Raw genomic sequence first — 15784 nt, 5'->3', positions numbered from 1 at the left:
TCAGCGCTGAGGTTTGCGAACGATGGCGAACAGACGTGCCGACCACAGGCCCGGGAAGCGGGTGCCGAGCCAGGCGAAGGGCTTCGAAAGCAAGGTCAGGAACGGCAGCAGTTTCTTCTGTTTGTAGAACCACGGCAGCGCCTGGAAGGTGAACGGCTCGCCGATGATGCGTTCGACCTCGAAGCCACTGGCTTCGAGCATGCGTCGCAGCATGGATGGATTGAAGAAGCGGATGTGAGGATCACGCCAGGGCGACTTGCGAGCGGTGTGCGGGCTGCCGCCCGGATTCCAGAAGCCGGTGAGGAGGAATTCGATGCGCTGCACGTAATGGGCGGCATTCGGCACGCTGAAGACGGCGTGTGAGCCGGGTTTGAGCGCGTAGCGGATGGCAGCCAGAGCCTGATCCGGCTCATTCAGATGCTCCAGCACCTCAAAACACATCGCACAGTCTGCGCTGGCCTCGTCCAGTGGCAGGCTGCCATCCTCACGAATACGGGCCACATTCAGGCCGAGAACAGCGGCGTTGGCGAGCGCTGTCTCTGAAATGTCGAAGCCCCGGTAGTCGATCTGCCGATTGAGCATGTCACGACCGTAGCGTTCGCCATTGCCGCATCCATAGTCGATGAGCCGCATGCCTGGCTTGAGCAGTTGGGAGAAGATTTTCCTTTCGATGGGGTGATTGACACCTTCGTCGGGATTCCAACCGTCTGATCTCTGCCAGTAAGTCTCGTAGTAGCTGGTGCTCATGGCGTGGTATGACGTTGGAAGGCAAAGGATGCGTGCGGATGTGCCGGGGCCTGCCGGTTCACCGGCTCGGGCTTGCGGGAGAGGCCCAGCACCGCGGCACAGGAGAGCCAGAAGAAGATGTTCACCGGGAAGACGGCCATCACTGAACCACTGACAGCCGAGATCAAGAGGATGGAGAAGGACAGCGCGATCATGGCGGAGGCAAACTTGCGGTCGGGTGCCGATTCGATCTGCCAGGCTTTCTTGTGAAACCAGCGCAGCATCACTGTGACAGCAGCGATCACGGCAAACAGGGCGACCGCTCCATAGCGCATGAGAATTTCGGAGATCGGGTCGTGGTAGTGATACAAGCCCTCGCTGTCACCGGCTTCTCCGAACCCGAAGAGCGACCAGGCGGCAGGATTCATCAGCACGTTGGAGAACCCGGAGAGGCGGTCCCAGTAGGTCCCGACCATGACCATGCGTGAAATGAAGCCGCCCGGAGCTCCCAGGGCCATGGCGCGTTCATTGAGCTCCTCCAGGTGATTGATCAGCCAGCCAGAGGACGCCACCAGGATCAGAAAGGCGGACACCACGCTGATGTAAAACGCCTTGGTGCGCCGATGGGAGACAAAGCACCACGTGGCGACGAGGGCGGCGGGCAGGATGAGCAGGGACGTGCGGCCCGTGGAGGCAATCAAGCCTGCGGTGTGGGCGACGAAGCAGAACAGCGCGACCGGACGCGAAAGGGGTGTCCGGCCGTTTTCACCGCGATACATGAATCCCAGCAGCAGACTGCACACGGCAAGCACGGCGTCGATGACGGAGAGGGCGGTGGGCGAGTTCAACGTCGAGAAAGCACGAACATCGTCGGTGTAGAGCTGCTTGATCTCGATGCTGAGGCCGCTGAGGAGGTACTCGACCTCGAAGTCGGCGAAACCATTGATCTGCTGGATGACGCCGTAGATGGAAACGGGCAGCCAAGTGAGCACGAGGGTCTTCCAAAGGGAAACCAGGCTGCCTTTCTCCCGGAACAACAAGGGAACGACGAACAGCAGAAGCGAGTAGAGGCCGTTGTTGGCGATGCTTTGCAGGACCGTGTTCAACCCGCCGCCACCCTGCTTGGCCGCCAGTCCGCCTGCCAGCATCATGAGAAAGACGCCCACCAGCAGCAGCGCCCAGTCGCGTCCAGAAACGCGGCGGGAGCCCATGAGCCCGCTGAAGACGAGTGAAACGACGACGCCTGAGAACATCGCCGGAGTGATGCCGAGCACGAATTTCAAATCCTCCTGCGTGACCCGCCCGCCGACGACCAGCAGACGTTTCAGCAGGTCGTTGTAGCCGCAGAAGATGATCCACACGAAGAAGCCCGCGCGCGGAGCCGCCAGCGCAAACACGAAGCCACCGACGAGCAGGTAGAGGCACATCTGGCCGATCGAGTTGCCCTCGGTCAGCACCACCGAAGCGATGGCATACAAGCCGCCGAGCATCAGCATGACAATGAGCGCGGTGGCTCCAGGTTTGCCTTGGTTCATGGTTCGGAAAGAGGTGAGACGGGCCGCCGCAGGCGGCCCAGCGTGTCTTCCAGCAGGCGCGGCAGTCGCAGAATGCCCTGCCACGTCAGTGACGTCAGGCCGCGTGTCGCAGGCATGATCGGGGTGCTGACGACCCAGGCGATGCTGTAGGCGATCAAAGTGGCCCAGGCAGCGCCCAGACCGCCATGCACTGGAATCCAGAGCCAGTTGAGGCCCATATTGATGATCAAGGCGAAGATGACGGCAGGCACGTTCGCCGACAAGCGGCCCTCGATGGTGAGATATTGGGTCCTGGCGATGCCAAGCGCGTAAGGGATCAAGGCCCAGGCATGAACGACCAGCATGGAAGCCGCAGGCCGAAAGCCAGCACCGAACAGCAAGCTGATGATTGGAGCCGAGGCGAGGACCATGAGCCCGGCGATGGGCACCGTGACCGCCAAAGTGACGCCGAAATAGTCCGCGATGCGGTTTGCGTAGTCAGGGCTGCCTTTCTGTTTTCTGTCCATGAGCGGCGGCATCATGAACCCGCACAACAACACGGGCAGAAAGTAGGCCACCTCGGACACACGCACCGCAGCACTGTAAAATCCGGCTTCTGTCTCACCGCGCAGGGCCTGCACCATGACCGCATCCAGACGCAGCAGCATGAGGAGGGTGAGCTGCGTGGCCAGTTCATACCAGGACTCCCGCAGCAACCGGAAAGACACTGTCTTGCTCCACCGCCAGGTCTTCCACGAGCCGCCGAGCTGGTGATAACGAACGAGCAATGCGGTGGCGACGGCGAGGCATTCGATAATGAAGGTCAGCGCAAAGAACCACAGCGGCGCCCGCCACAATACGCCGGCCACGATGGCCGCCACGCTGAGGGCGAAGCCGCCGAACTGGCACCAAGCCGCCTCTGGCATGTGGCGTTCGGCCTCGAACCATGCGATCACGTCAGTAATGGCATGCGTCAGCAATGCGAGGCCGTAGATGAGCAGCAGTGAAGCCTCGGCAGGCTTGAAAACACCGGCATAGATCACCAGGCCGGCAAACAGCACCAGCCCCGCCACCATGCGCGTGTAAAAGCTGGATCCCATCAGAGCGGCCTCGTCCGCTTCAGAGTGGAGCAGTTCACGCACCAGGACGCGATTCATGCCAAGCTCAGCCAGCGTGTAGAGCAGCGACACGAGCGCCAGACTTGCCGCGAGGGCTCCAAAGCCGGCGCTGCCCAGATGGCGTGCCAGCAGGCCGGTGACCACGACATTGAGGCTGAGCCTGAGAACGCGCAGGATGACCGACTGCGAGAAGCCGGAGATCATGCGGTGCAGGCCAGCGCGCGGATGCGGCGCCGACTGGGAAGGATCGTTCATGAAAACCGCCGTCAGGCGGCGGCAGAAGCCTGCTCGACCACATCGCAGAGGAGGTGGCCGATGAGGAGATGGCACTCCTGGACGCGAGCGGTGATGCTCGACGGTGCTTTGAAGGCCAGTTTGGCCTCGGCGGCGCAATCCGCGCCTTTTTCGCCGGTGAAGGCAATGGTGACGCAGCCGAGTTTGTTGGCGGCCTGGAGGCCCAGAAGGACGTTTTTGCTCGTGCCGCTGGTGGAGATGCCGATGACGACATCGCCGGGTTGTGCCAGCGCTTCGATCTGACGCGAGAACAGCGTCTCAAAGCCGAAGTCGTTGCTGTGCGCGGTGATGATGGACGTGTCCGTGGTCAAAGCGATGCCTGCCAGGGCCGGACGATTGATGCGATAGCGCACGACGAGCTCCGCCGCGAGGTGCTGCGCGTCGGCAGCGCTGCCGCCGTTGCCGAAAAAGAGGATCTTTTTGCCGTTCGTCAGCGCTGTGAGCCACGCATCGGCCAGCGGGGCGATTTCATGGCTCATCGCGCCAAGTTTCGCGATGGCGTCCTGATGCTCATCCAGGTGCGTCTTGAAGAGAGAGGAGAAATCGGTGCTCATGTCAGGAAAAGGCGGCGAGGAGTTCGTCGGGTGTCAGCGTGGCGGTGCCGAGCTTGCCCACGACGATGCCGCTGGCGTGGTTGGCGATGTCCGCGGCGTCTTGCAGCTTGAATCCGGCGGCGAGCGCGAGCGTGAGCAGCGCGATGGCCGTGTCGCCCGCACCGGAGACGTCGAAAACTTCGCGCGCGCGTGTCGGGATGTGATGCGGCGCCTTTCCGCGTTCAAACAGCATCATGCCGTGCTCGCCGAGCGTGACGAGCACGCTGGCGACATCCCATTTGCCGAGAAGAACGCGGCCGACTTCGAGCAGTTCCTGGTTTTCAAGCGGCGGGCCGGGCAGCAGATGATCTTCCAGACCTGCCGCGGCGAAGGCTTCGAGGCGGTTCGGTTTCACGAGCGAAACTCCGGCCCAAGGCAGGGGATTGCGCGGCGAAGGATCGACGGTGACGATGAGCTGGTGTTCGGAGGCGATTTTCGCGACCAACTGCATCAGCGGCGTCGTGATGAAACCCTTGCCGTAGTCTTCCAGAATGATGGCGTCGAGGTTGGGTGCGAGGTCGCGCAGACGGCGCTCGATCTCAGCGAGCTCGTCATCGGTCAGCGGCATCAGTTTTTCACGATCCACCCGGACGATCTGCTGCTGGCGGGCGGAGACCCGCGCCTTGGAGATGGTCGGAAGCGTCTCATGTACCAGCAGGGGCGCGGGATCAATCTGGTCCGCCACCAGCAGCGTGCGCAACTGATCCGCCGCCATGTCCCGGCCCACACGGCCCATGAGATGAGTGTGCGTCGAGAAGGGCGAGATGTTGCGGGCGACGTTGGCGGCGCCACCGGGATAAAACTCCTCCTTCGTCACCTCCACGACGGGAACGGGAGCCTCCGGCGAGATGCGACGCACGTGGCCCCAGATGAAGTGGTCGAGCATCACGTCCCCGATCACGAGGATGCGCACTTTCGCGAGGCTACCGAGGCAGTTGCGGGTGAAGTTCATTTTTTGCGGCGCTCGCGCACGGCGGCGGCGAGTTCGTCGAGCATCGTTTCGGTGGTGGCCCAGTTCACGCAGGCGTCCGTGATGCTCTGGCCATAGGTGAGCGGCTGGCCGGGCTTGGTGTCCTGACGTCCTTCGACGAGATGGCTTTCGATCATCACGCCGGTGATGGCTTTGCTGCCAGCGGCGATCTGTTCGGCTAGGGAAGCCGAGGCGACCGGCTGCTTGCGGTAGTCCTTGAGGCTGTTGCCGTGGCTGCAATCGATCATCACGCTGGCAGGCAGGCCACGGTCCGTGAGTTGATCGGCCACGGTCTTGATCGAGGCGGCGTCGAAGTTGGTGCCGCCCTTGCCACCGCGCAGAATGACGTGGCAGGCGTTGTTGCCCTTCGTGTTCACAATGGCGGCGACGCCGTCCTTGGTGACGGAAAGGAAGCAATGCTGGCCTTTGGCGGCCTCAATCGCGTCCAAAGCCACCTGAACGCCACCATCCGTGCCGTTTTTGAAGCCGACCGGCATGGAAAGACCGGAGGCAAGCTGGCGATGCACCTGGCTTTCCGTTGTGCGGGCACCGATCGCGCCCCAGACGACGACATCGGCGATGTACTGCGGCGTGATGACATCGAGAAACTCCGTTCCGGCCGGAATGCCGCGTTTGGTCAGCTTGATGAGCAAGTCGCGCGCGCCACGCAGGCCGCTGTTGATGTCGAAGGTGCCGTCGAGGTGCGGATCGTTGATGAAGCCCTTCCAGCCGATGGTCGTGCGCGGCTTCTCAAAATAGACGCGCATGACGATTTCGAGGTCGGCTCCGTGTTTCTGCCGTGCCTCAACGATGTGCTGGGCGTATTCGAGCGCTGACTTCTGATCGTGGATGGAGCAAGGGCCGACCACGACGAGAAGGCGGTCGTTTTTCAGCGTCAGGATGTCCTCACAGCGACGACGGGATTCTTCGACAAAAGCAGACTCCAGTTCCCCGAGGCGGAATTCATGCATGAGCAGCGCCGGCTGGATCAAAGGCAGGATCTCGGCGATGCGGATGTCGTCAGTGGGGTGCGAAAGGCTCACGGGAAACGAAGGGGGCGAAAAATGGGGCCGCAGCATGGAGGATTCTGGCCCGGAGGAAACTGAAAAAGTGCGCCGTCAGTCGTTCACTGTTCGCCCTTCACGCCGGAAGGCATGCTGCCGCCGTTGGTGCCCATGAATCGGGCACCACCGCGAGTCGATGGAGAAAGGTGCGCACGAGGACGCAGGCAGAAGGCCGCAGCCGCCTTGGATGGGGGCATGGGAAATATGCCAATTACGGAAATTTGGCACGCGGCAGGTATTTTAGCAAAGCTAAATATCAGGCTGACGGGCAAAGATCTGAGGTAACACATGCCATCCCACCAATTCGGACCTCTCGCAGGCTCTTGAGATGACGGTCCGGCAATTTCAGGCACGAAAAAGGGCGGTCGTCGCCGACCGCCCTCGTGGGAACTGTTGTGTCGATCGAATCAGATCTCCTCGCCCACGGCGTAGCGCACGAAGCGGCGGATGATGAGGTTCTCGCCCAGCTCGGTGATCTTGCCTTTCACGAGGTCGCGGATGCTGATGTCCGGATTCTTGATGAAGGGCTGCTCAAGGAGGCAGTTGTCGGCGTAGAACTTCTCCATTTTGCCGTCCACGATCTTGTCCACGATGTTCGCGGGCTTGCCTTTGACGAGCTCGGCACCGATCTCACGCTCCTTGGCGATGAGATCCGCAGGGATGTCTTCGCGCTGGAGGAAGCGGGGATTGGAGGCGGCGATGTGGAGGGAGATGTCCTTCACGAGCGCCTGGAAGTTTTCATTGCGGGCGACGAAGTCGGTCTCGCAGTTCACTTCGATCAGGACGCCGATGCGGCCGGCCATGTGGATGTAGGAGGCGATGATGCCTTCCTTCGTCTGGCGGTCGGCCTTCTTCTCAGCCTTGATGGTGCCGCTCTTGCGGAGGATGGTTTCTGCCTTTTCGAGGTCGCCACCGGCTTCGGTGAGCGCCTTTTTGCACTCCATCATGCCTGCGTTGGTCTTTTCACGCAGGGTCATGACGAGTTTTGCGGAGATTTCAGCCATTGTGTCGGTTGGTGAGGGTTGGGATTACTTCTTGGCCTCGGAGGCGGCGATGATGACGGGGTCGATCAGCTTCTGCAGGATGATGCGGATGGAGCGGATGGCGTCGTCGTTCGCGGCGATCGGGTAGTCGATGATGTTCGGGTCGGCGTTTGTATCGACCAGGGCCACGATCGGGATGTTAAGGCGGCGGGATTCATGCACGGCGATGTGTTCGCGGGCGGAATCGACGATCACCACGGCGTCGGGCTTGCCGCCCATGTTGCGGATGCCGCGCAGGTTGCGCTCCAGCTTGATGCGCTCGCGGTTGAGGCCGGCGAGCTCCTTCTTGGACATGAGCTTGAACTCAGGCTTGTTCTCAATGTCCTCAAGGTAGTTGAGACGTGCGATGCTCTTCTTGATCGTCTCCATGTTGGTGAGCGTGCCGCCCAGCCAGCGATGGTTGACGTAGAACTGGCCGCAGGCCTCGGCGGCCTGCTTGATGGCCTCCTGCGCCTGGCGTTTGCAGCCGACGAAGAGGATCTTCTTTCCTTTGCGGGCGAGGTCGGCCAGGAAATCGGCGGCCTTGTCGATCTGCTTGACGGTTTCCTCGATGTTGAGGATGTGGATCTGGTTTTTCGAACCGAGAATGAAACCCTTCATCTTGGGGTTCCAACGCTTGGTCTGGTGACCAAAGTGAACGCCGGCTTCGACGAGCTCGGCAAGGATCTGTGCTGACATGATGTTGTGTGAGAGCGCCTCTCTTCCGCACGCTTTGGAAAAGCGCTCAGCCGTGGGGCTGATCCGGTCGATTCGGCTTGGGGTGGACCCTTTGACCCGGCCAACGTGGCCCGGCAAAAGGGCCGCGATGTTACCGGCAACCCCTGCTGCGGCAAGTGGTTTTTCCGCCCCGAAAACGTCACCTGCTGACCGTTTTGGCGGGTCAAATCAGCTCCGAAATCGGCCTGCCGCCATCGACGATGAAGTTCGGACGGCCTTGATGGTCGTTGTACGTCGCATCCAGCGGCACGCCCATGTGATGATAAATCGTCGCGGCGAGATCTGACGGCGTCACAGGCCGCTCGGCGATCTCCGCACCGTCTTTGGTGCTCGCGCCGATGACCTGCCCGTGCCTGAACCCGCCACCAGCCATGCACATGCTCATCACGACGGGCCAGTGATTGCGGCCATCCGTGCTGCCTTGCGTGCCGAGATTCGGTGTGCGGCCAAATTCACCCATCGCGATGACGAGCGTGTCATCCAGCAGGCCCCGCTCCCGTAGATCGCTGACCAGCGTGGTGATGACGTGGTCGAAAACGGGCAGCAGCGGGCGCAATCCATTCCAAATGCCGCCGTAGGGCGGGATGTTGTCACCGTGGTTGTCCCAGGTGCCGGACGCGCCGTGATTGCTGAGGTCGATGGTGACGAAGGACGAGCCACGCTCGACGAGGCGACGTGCCAGCAGCGCCTGCCTGGCCCAATCGTGGTCGCCATAGCGGTCTCGCATCTGTTTCGGCTCCTTTTCCAAATCAAAGGCCTCCTGCGCACGGCCGCCGGCGACAATGTCGAAGGCTTTCTGGCCAAAACTGTCCATCGCGCCCATCATGCCGCTGGCGTCGATCTCCGCCCGCAGGCCGTCCATCTGCCGGCTGAGCGCCTGGCGTGCCTGCAAACGGTCCATGCTGAGCCCGGCGGGCAGTTGGAAGAGCTTGGCGGCGTTGTTGCCATCGAAAGGATCATACTGCGTGCCGAGGTAACCGCCCCAGGCCACGTGCGAGCGCGATTTCATGTTCAGCACCACGTAGGGCGGCATCGCGGGATGATTCGCGCCGTGATGCTTCGCCACGATGCTGCCGAAGGAGGGGAAATACTTCGCCTTCGGGTTCGTGCGCGGCTCGTTGGTCAGATTGGCCGTCTGCATGACCATGTTCGGCTCATGATTGCTGAAGCGGCAATCGACCGAGCGGATCAGCGTGAACTGATCCAGCATCGCCGCCTGTTTCGGCAGGAATTCGCAGATGCGCACGCCCGGCAGCTTCGTTTGGATCGTCTTGAACGGCCCGCGGTTCTCGATGGGCCGATCCGGCTTTGGATCCCACGTGTCGATGTGAGAGGGCCCGCCCGTCATCCAGAGCAAAATGACCGATTTGCCGCTCTTCGTCGCTTTGCCGTCTGCTCGCAGTTTCATCAAACCGGGCAGTGTGAGCCCGCCCAGCCCCGCGAGGCTCGTTTTCAGCACCGAGCGGCGGCTGTGCACGACCACACCGTCACGCACACGCGGATTCATGAAGGTGAACGCGTGTGACTCACCGTGGCCGGAGCAACTGTGATCGGGAGAGGACATCAGGCAGCCAATACGGAGGCTATGGGATGGCTCTAACTGATCAGCCCGCTTTCACCAGCGTCACCAGTTCCTGCAGCGACGCTTTGGCATCGCCAAACAGCATGCGGCAGTTGTCGCGGAGGAAGAGGGCGTTCTCAATGCCGGCGAAGCCCTTGCCCATGCTGCGCTTCATCACGATCACGGTGCCCGCCTTTTCCGCCTCGATGATCGGCATGCCGTAGATCGGGCTGCTCTTGTCCTCGTGCGCGGCCGGGTTCACCACATCGTTCGCGCCGATGACCAGGCACACGTCCACTCGCTCCATCTCCGGATTGATCTCCTCCATCTCAATGAGCTGGTCATACGGCACGTCGGCCTCGGCGAGGAGCACGTTCATGTGGCCGGGCATGCGTCCGGCGACCGGATGGATGGCAAAACTCACATCCACCCCTTTTTTCGCCAGTTCGTCGGCCAATTGCCGCACCTGATGCTGCGCCTGCGCCACAGCGAGTCCGTAGCCGGGCACGATCACCACACGTGCCGCCATGCCGAGCAGCAGCGCGGCCTCGTCCGCCTGCACCGGCTTGACGCTGCCAGTCGCTGAGTTCGCGTGGGCGGCGCTCGCATCGACTTTGCCGAAGGCGCTGAACAGCACATTGCTCACCGGCCGGTTCATCGCACGGCACATCGCCAGCGTGAGGATCGTGCCGGAGGAGCCCACCAGGGTGCCCGCGATGACCATGGCGACGTTGTTGATGGCGAAGCCGTCTGCCGCGACGGCGAGTCCGGTGAAGGAGTTCAGGAGGGAGATGACCACCGGCATGTCCGCGCCGCCAATCGGCAGCACCATCAGTACACCGAGCGTCAGGGCGAACAGGAGAAAAAGCACCATCAGCATCACGCTGTGCGCCCCGGCGGCCATCACGACAGCCAGGAGCAGGCACAGCAGAAGCAGGCCTGCGTTCAGCAGCTTCTGCGCGGGATAGGTGACCGGCTGGTCGAAGCGCCCTTCCAGTTTGAGAAATGCGATCACGCTGCCGGACATCGACACCGCGCCGATCAGCGCCGCGCACAGCATCGCCATGACAAACGTGAGGCTGGAGGCCCGCGTGACATGCGCAAACTCGATCGCCGCCACCAGAGCGGCCGCGCCTCCGCCAGCGCCGTTGAACAGCGCCACCATCTGCGGCATGGCGGTCATCTTGACCTTGTAGGCACCCGCCGCGCCGATCACGAGGCCGAGCAGGATGCCGGTGATGAGCAGGAACCACTTCCACAGCGACACGCTTCCACCGTGGGCATTGTGCAGCAGCGGCAGAACGGCCAGCAGCGCCAGCAGCATCCCCAGGCCGGCCACGAGATTGCCCCGGCGGGCCGTCTTTGGCGACGCGAGCAGCTTGATGCCGCTGATGAACAGCACGGAGGCGATGAGAAAGGCGAGCGAGGTGATCATGGCGGCGGCAGGCGTCTCATTTCTTCCGTTTGAACATCTGCAGCATGCGGTCGGTGACCATGAAGCCGCCGAAAACGTTGGCCGCGCCGAGCACCACGGCCAGAAAACCCGCGACGTGCTGGATGAATCCCTCCGCGCCTGCCAGCGCCATCATGCCGCCGATCAGGATGATGCCGTGGATCGCGTTCGTGCCGGACATCAGCGGCGTGTGCAGCATCGAGGGCACTTTGGAGATCAATTCGAAGCCGAGGAAGATCGACAGCACAAAAATGAAGAACACGAGCATTTCAGCGGGCATGACGGGATCAGGTGGCGGCGAGTTTTTCGTTCACGATGCGCCCGCCGTGCGTCACGACGCAGCTTTTCAGGATGTCGTCGTCGAGGTTCAGCTTCAGCGTCCTCGACTCCTTGTCCCAGAATTCCGTGATCAGTGCGGTGATGTTCGAGGAAAACATCTGGCTGGCATGCACCGGCACCGTGCCTGGCAGATTGGCCGTGCCGACGATCTTCACGCCCTTGCGGCCGGTGATTTGATCCGCCACCACGCCCTCCACATTCCCACCGCTTTCCACGGCGAGATCGACGACGACGCTGCCCGGTTTCATCGCGTCGAGCATCTCCTTTGTGAGCAAAATCGGCGCGCGTCGTCCAAAGACCTGCGCTGCGGTGATGACAATGTCCGACTCCGCGCACACACGCGTCATGCCCTCGCGCTGGAGCTTGAGCTGCTCGTCAGTAAGCGCTTTCGCGTAGCCGCCTTCGGTCTGCCCGGTTTCACCGACTTCGATCCTCACAAACTTCGCGCCGAGCGATCTGACCTGCTCCTCGACCGCCGGGCGCGTGTCAAAGGCATCCACCTTCGCGCCGAGGCGTTTTGCCGTCGCGATGGCCTGCAAACCGGCCACGCCAGCGCCGATGATGAAGACTTTCACCGGTTTGATCGTGCCCGCAGGCGTCATCATCATCGGAAAAATCTTCCCCGTCTGCGCAGCTGCGGTGATCACGGCCGCGTAGCCTGCCAGACTCGCCTGTGACGACAGCACGTCCATTTTCTGCGCCCGAGTGCTGCGGGGAATCATCTCCAGGCTGATCGCGGTCACCCCCCGCTGGGCCAGCACCTTGATGAGGTCCGGTGATTGGAACGGATCGAGCAACGCGATGCACACCGTGCCATCGCGCATCTGCGCCACGTCGTCGCCCGAGGGTTTGCGCACCCGTGCGACGATGTCCCCGCCTTGAATCATCGCCGCGCGATCGCTGCGCACGGTCGCCCCTGCGTTCGCGTAATCGTCGTCCGTGTGTCCGCAGGAGGCACCCACACCCGCTTCCACCTCGATTTCCAATCCCAGCGCCTTCAGCTTGGCCACCTGCTCGGGGACCGCCGCTGCGCGCGATTCTCCCGCATGGGTCTCCTTTGGAAAGACGGCAGTCATAGGCTGGTGGCGCTGACTACAACGTCGTCCAGGCGCCCCATCTCGCGGGCAGGAATCCGGGAGATTTGGCGCGGACGGGCTGTATTGGTGGAATGAATACGCTCCGAATGCCAGCTTTGCCGGAAGAAAGACGGGCGCTGCGATCCCTGGCCCTGTTTTGTCCGGCCATGCTTGCGGTGGTTGGTGGGACGGTGCTTGGTGAGATCCCGCGTCCCGACGATGCACCGAAGCCGCTGCCGCCTGCGGAAAGTGTGAAGCAATTCGCCGTGCCGGAAGGCTACTCGATCCGACTCCTCGCCAGCGAACCGCTCATCACCGAGCCCTCCGGCATCTGCTGGGATGAAAAAGGCCGCTGCTTTGTCTGCGAACTGCACGGCTACAATCTCGAAGGCCAGTATGACATCGACGAGCTGAACAAAACCGGCCGGCTCGACCTCGAAGTGCGCCGCATCCAGGCCAGCGAGGAAGCCAAGAAGAAAGCCGAGGCCGAAACCTACGGCACCGTGAAACTGCTGCGCGATACCGATGGCGACGGCGTCATGGACCAAGCCATCCTGTGGGCAGATCGACTACCACCCTGTCACGGCATCGCCGCTGCTAATGGCGGCATCATCGTGGCGTGCTCACCGCACATCGTTTTCCTCAAAGACAGCGATGGCGACGACAAAGCGGATGTGAATGAGCAGCTCTTCACCGGCTTCGGCTCGCCGATTCTCGAGCGTCGCATCAATTCACCGACTCGGGGACCCGATGGCTGGCTGTATTTCGGCCGTGGCAACGCCACCGGCACCATCACCGGCCCGCATTTGAAAAAGCCTGTCGATCTGCCGCCCACCGACTTCCGCATTCGTGCCGACGGCAGCGCCATTGAGCCTGTCAGCGGCAGCACGAAGACCACCGGCATGGCCTTCACTGACAGCGGCGAGCGCTTCACCGCCACCACCACGCATCCCGGCCTCTACGTCACGCCCATGCCGTGGCGTTACCTCACGCGGAATCCCGATGCCGCCGCGCCGGTGCTCGATGCACCGGCCAGCGACGACACACGCGTCTATCCCATCGCCGCGCCGCATCCGTGGCGCACGAAGCGGGAGCAGCATGCCGAATACTTCGCCTTCTACCGCAAAATAAGCCTCAGCGATGCCGCCGCGTCCGGCTACTTCACCAGCGCGTGCTCACCCATCGTCTGGCGCGGCCAGTATTTCGTCTGCGAACCCGCGCAAAACCTCATCCACCGCGCCGACATCGTGCGCGATGGCACACGCCTGCGACTCCAGCGTGTGAAGGGCGAGGAGCAGCGCGAATTCCTCGCCTCGCGCGATGCGTGGTTCCATCCCATCGCACTCACGCAGACGCCGCAGGGCCATCTCGCCATCGTCGATTACTACCGCGAAATCATTGAAGACTACTCCGCCATCCCGCGGCACCTCCAGCAGCAATACGGCCTCATCAACGGCCATGATCGCGGTCGCGTGTGGATCCTCGAAGCAAAGCAAAAGTGGTCCAAACCACCTCTCAGCACCGCCGACGCGAAAGTGCTCCAACTTCGTGAAACGGACGACACGTCCAAAATCGACCTCAAAGCCGCTTGGGAGCCTCAACTCGCCCTCCAGCTTGCTTTGAGCCTCGGACCGCAAAAAGACGCGCTTCTGACTCTCGCACGAAAACACGGCCAACTCCGCTGGATGGACGCCGCCATCGCCAGTTCAGCCTCCAAGATCGAAAAAGACCTCCTTTTAGCTCTCGCCGCCGATTCCGGCCAAAGCGAGCCCGTCATGGCCAATCTCGCCGGCATCATCGCCGCTCGCGGAAACGTCCAAGAACTCACCGAATGCCTCGCTGTCGTCCAAACTGGCAAAGCGCACGACATTCTGAAGCTCGGTCTCGAAGACACCAAGCCGCTCACGACCAAAACCGACGTGCCCGCGCCCACAGCGCCCACCGCCGCTCAAATCGCCGCGTGGGAAAAACGCGTCCCGGCCATTTTGGAAGCCTTGAAGCAGCAACCCGACCTCGCCGAAGGCAAAACCTTCTTCACCGCCATGTGCTCCGCGTGCCATCGCAGCCACGGCATCGGCTTCGCCGTCGGTCCGGATCTCGATGCCGAGTTCCAACGCGCCCCCGAGGTCATCCTGCGCGACATCCTCTTCCCCAGCGAAGCCGCACGGCCCGGCTACGACACCATCCACGCCAAAACGCATCGCGGCGAGACCCTGCTCGGCATCACCGCCTCCGATTCACCCACCAGCATCACCTTGAAGCTCCCCGGCGGCAGCGAACGCACCGTGTTGCGCAAACGCGCCGACATCCGCACGGTGCGAAATGTCTCGCTGATGCCCGCAGGCCTCGGCGAGGCCCTCCAACCGTCGCAAATCGCGAATATCATCGCGTTTTTGCGGTCGCCCCTTGAACCGTGAAGTCGGCCGGAGTTGACATCTCCCACGAAGTCCATGGAATGAGCGCATGCTCCGTCTGCTTCTCCTTCTCAGCCTTTTTGCCGTTTCTGTCTGCCCCGCCCAGCAGGTGATCCTCTTGAAGCTCGATGACGTCATCGCGCGGCGTGTCGGCACAAAGCCGGTGTCGGACCGCTGGCAGAAGGTGCATGATTATCTCATCGCGCAGGACATCAAAGGCTCCTTCGGTGTCATCACCGAGTCGTTGGAGAAGGACAACCCGATGTATTTTCAGTGGCTGAAGGACGTGCAGGCCGCCGGGCGCATCGAACTCTGGATGCATGGCTACAAGATGCGAGGCGCGAGCGACACCGGCGAGTTCGAGAACGGCACCGCCGACGAGCAACGCGCGATCCTGGCCAAAGGCGAGCGACTCGCGAAGGAAAAGCTCGGCTTCACGTTCCCGGCCTTCGGTCCGCACTGGAGCGGAACCACGGATGCGACGGACGAGGCCATGGAAGGCGTGCCCGAGGTCAAGATCTGGCTTTACGGCCCAGCGAAGCCAAAATTCTTCACACGCCTGAGCATCCCACGCGTCATGGCGCTCGAAAATCCGACCTTCGTGCCCGACGCGGACAAGTTCATCGCCTTCTACGAGAAGCACGCCGCGCAAAAAGACGTCCTCGTGCTCCAAGGCCATCCTGAGCAGTGGAATGACGAGCGCTGGTCCGGCTTCACGAAGATCATCGACTTCCTGAAATCGAAGAACGTCGTCTTCATGACCCCGAGCGAATATCTCGCCAGGCGCTCCGCCCATTGAGAGCCTGTCCGTGACGGCTGAAGTTCCACCTTGCATCAGCGGGTGGACGCGCCACTCTCCGGCCGTCTGATGAACCTCAAACCTGCCAGCCGAATCGCACTCG

Annotated in this window: 15 protein-coding genes; 2 read left to right on the top strand and 13 right to left on the bottom strand. The window is 62.2% G+C overall.

Features of this window, described 5'->3' with window-relative positions; all coding sequences use genetic code 11:
- The 13 genes from IAE77_RS09700 to IAE77_RS09640 form a co-directional block, all read right to left on the bottom strand.
- Nucleotides 1-747: a class I SAM-dependent methyltransferase gene (locus IAE77_RS09700; RefSeq protein ID WP_294225345.1), complete on the bottom strand. Its 747-nt coding sequence runs from the start codon at nt 745-747 to the stop codon at nt 1-3.
- Nucleotides 744-2261, bottom strand: a complete 1518-nt coding sequence (locus IAE77_RS09695) for a hypothetical protein (protein WP_294225342.1) — start codon at nt 2259-2261, stop codon at nt 744-746. Before IAE77_RS09695 ends, IAE77_RS09700 begins: the two co-directional genes overlap by 4 nt.
- Nucleotides 2258-3613 carry a flippase gene (locus IAE77_RS09690; protein WP_294225339.1) on the bottom strand — a complete coding sequence of 452 codons (1356 nt, stop codon included), beginning with the start codon at nt 3611-3613 and terminating at the stop codon, nt 2258-2260. The genes IAE77_RS09695 and IAE77_RS09690 overlap by 4 nt, the downstream gene beginning before the upstream one ends.
- A gap of 11 nt (nt 3614-3624) precedes the next feature.
- Nucleotides 3625-4131 carry an SIS domain-containing protein gene (locus IAE77_RS09685; protein WP_345780976.1) on the bottom strand — a complete coding sequence of 169 codons (507 nt, stop codon included), beginning with the start codon at nt 4129-4131 and terminating at the stop codon, nt 3625-3627.
- 76 nt (nt 4132-4207) lie between these two features.
- Nucleotides 4208-5197 carry a PfkB family carbohydrate kinase gene (locus IAE77_RS09680; RefSeq protein ID WP_294225334.1) on the bottom strand — a complete coding sequence of 330 codons (990 nt, stop codon included), beginning with the start codon at nt 5195-5197 and terminating at the stop codon, nt 4208-4210.
- Nucleotides 5194-6258 (bottom strand): 3-deoxy-7-phosphoheptulonate synthase, encoded by a 1065-nt coding sequence (locus tag IAE77_RS09675; RefSeq protein WP_294225331.1) that lies wholly within the window; start codon nt 6256-6258, stop codon nt 5194-5196. Before IAE77_RS09675 ends, IAE77_RS09680 begins: the two co-directional genes overlap by 4 nt.
- Before the next feature lie 83 nt (nt 6259-6341).
- Nucleotides 6342-6476 (bottom strand): hypothetical protein, encoded by a 135-nt coding sequence (locus IAE77_RS09670; protein WP_294225329.1) that lies wholly within the window; start codon nt 6474-6476, stop codon nt 6342-6344.
- Nucleotides 6477-6686: 210 nt separating this feature from the next.
- On the bottom strand, nt 6687-7283 hold the full coding sequence (gene tsf / locus IAE77_RS09665) for a translation elongation factor Ts (protein WP_294225327.1): 597 nt from the start codon (nt 7281-7283) through the stop codon (nt 6687-6689).
- A 24-nt stretch (nt 7284-7307) separates the two neighbouring features.
- The gene (gene rpsB, locus IAE77_RS09660) at nt 7308-8000 is read right to left on the bottom strand and encodes a 30S ribosomal protein S2 (RefSeq protein WP_294225326.1); all 693 of its coding nucleotides are present in this window, start codon (nt 7998-8000) and stop codon (nt 7308-7310) included.
- 202 nt (nt 8001-8202) lie between these two features.
- Nucleotides 8203-9546 carry a DUF1501 domain-containing protein gene (locus tag IAE77_RS09655; protein WP_294225324.1) on the bottom strand — a complete coding sequence of 448 codons (1344 nt, stop codon included), beginning with the start codon at nt 9544-9546 and terminating at the stop codon, nt 8203-8205.
- A gap of 97 nt (nt 9547-9643) precedes the next feature.
- Complete coding sequence (locus tag IAE77_RS09650) at nt 9644-11035, bottom strand: NAD(P)(+) transhydrogenase (Re/Si-specific) subunit beta (protein ID WP_294225321.1); 1392 nt, start codon at nt 11033-11035, stop codon at nt 9644-9646.
- Nucleotides 11036-11051: 16 nt separating this feature from the next.
- Nucleotides 11052-11333, bottom strand: a complete 282-nt coding sequence (locus IAE77_RS09645; protein WP_294225318.1) for an NAD(P) transhydrogenase subunit alpha — start codon at nt 11331-11333, stop codon at nt 11052-11054.
- A gap of 7 nt (nt 11334-11340) precedes the next feature.
- Nucleotides 11341-12468: a Re/Si-specific NAD(P)(+) transhydrogenase subunit alpha gene (locus tag IAE77_RS09640; RefSeq protein WP_294225315.1), complete on the bottom strand. Its 1128-nt coding sequence runs from the start codon at nt 12466-12468 to the stop codon at nt 11341-11343.
- A 167-nt stretch (nt 12469-12635) separates the two neighbouring features.
- Here IAE77_RS09640 and IAE77_RS09635 point away from each other — a divergent pair, with 167 nt between their 5' ends.
- Both IAE77_RS09635 and IAE77_RS09630 read left to right on the top strand, forming a co-directional pair.
- Nucleotides 12636-14885, top strand: coding sequence for a PVC-type heme-binding CxxCH protein (locus IAE77_RS09635; RefSeq protein ID WP_294225313.1), 2250 nt, complete (start codon nt 12636-12638; stop codon nt 14883-14885).
- A gap of 46 nt (nt 14886-14931) precedes the next feature.
- On the top strand, nt 14932-15681 hold the full coding sequence (locus IAE77_RS09630; protein WP_294225310.1) for a DUF2334 domain-containing protein: 750 nt from the start codon (nt 14932-14934) through the stop codon (nt 15679-15681).
- The last annotated feature ends 103 nt before the right edge of the window (nt 15682-15784 follow it).

The sequence above is a fragment of the Prosthecobacter sp. genome (assembly GCF_014879935.1).
GTDB lineage: Bacteria > Verrucomicrobiota > Verrucomicrobiia > Verrucomicrobiales > Verrucomicrobiaceae > Prosthecobacter.
This window is presented reverse-complemented; position numbering and strand designations above follow the sequence as displayed.

Excerpts from the sequence above, each read along its gene's own strand:
- IAE77_RS09700 (WP_294225345.1), bottom strand. The coding sequence starts at position 747 with ATGAGCACCAGCTACTACGAGACTTACTGGCAGAGATCAGACGGTTGG.
- IAE77_RS09640 (WP_294225315.1), bottom strand. The coding sequence starts at position 12,468 with ATGACTGCCGTCTTTCCAAAGGAGACCCATGCGGGAGAATCGCGCGCA.
- rpsB (WP_294225326.1), bottom strand. The coding sequence starts at position 8,000 with ATGTCAGCACAGATCCTTGCCGAGCTCGTCGAAGCCGGCGTTCACTTT.
- IAE77_RS09650 (WP_294225321.1), bottom strand. The coding sequence starts at position 11,035 with ATGATCACCTCGCTCGCCTTTCTCATCGCCTCCGTGCTGTTCATCAGC.
- IAE77_RS09690 (WP_294225339.1), bottom strand. The coding sequence starts at position 3,613 with ATGAACGATCCTTCCCAGTCGGCGCCGCATCCGCGCGCTGGCCTGCAC.
- IAE77_RS09695 (WP_294225342.1), bottom strand. The coding sequence starts at position 2,261 with ATGAACCAAGGCAAACCTGGAGCCACCGCGCTCATTGTCATGCTGATG.
- IAE77_RS09655 (WP_294225324.1), bottom strand. The coding sequence starts at position 9,546 with ATGAATCCGCGTGTGCGTGACGGTGTGGTCGTGCACAGCCGCCGCTCG.
- IAE77_RS09630 (WP_294225310.1), top strand. The coding sequence starts at position 14,932 with ATGCTCCGTCTGCTTCTCCTTCTCAGCCTTTTTGCCGTTTCTGTCTGC.
- IAE77_RS09680 (WP_294225334.1), bottom strand. The coding sequence starts at position 5,197 with ATGAACTTCACCCGCAACTGCCTCGGTAGCCTCGCGAAAGTGCGCATC.
- IAE77_RS09670 (WP_294225329.1), bottom strand. The coding sequence starts at position 6,476 with ATGCCCCCATCCAAGGCGGCTGCGGCCTTCTGCCTGCGTCCTCGTGCG.
- IAE77_RS09685 (WP_345780976.1), bottom strand. The coding sequence starts at position 4,131 with ATGAGCCATGAAATCGCCCCGCTGGCCGATGCGTGGCTCACAGCGCTG.
- IAE77_RS09635 (WP_294225313.1), top strand. The coding sequence starts at position 12,636 with ATGCTTGCGGTGGTTGGTGGGACGGTGCTTGGTGAGATCCCGCGTCCC.
- tsf (WP_294225327.1), bottom strand. The coding sequence starts at position 7,283 with ATGGCTGAAATCTCCGCAAAACTCGTCATGACCCTGCGTGAAAAGACC.
- IAE77_RS09645 (WP_294225318.1), bottom strand. The coding sequence starts at position 11,333 with ATGCCCGCTGAAATGCTCGTGTTCTTCATTTTTGTGCTGTCGATCTTC.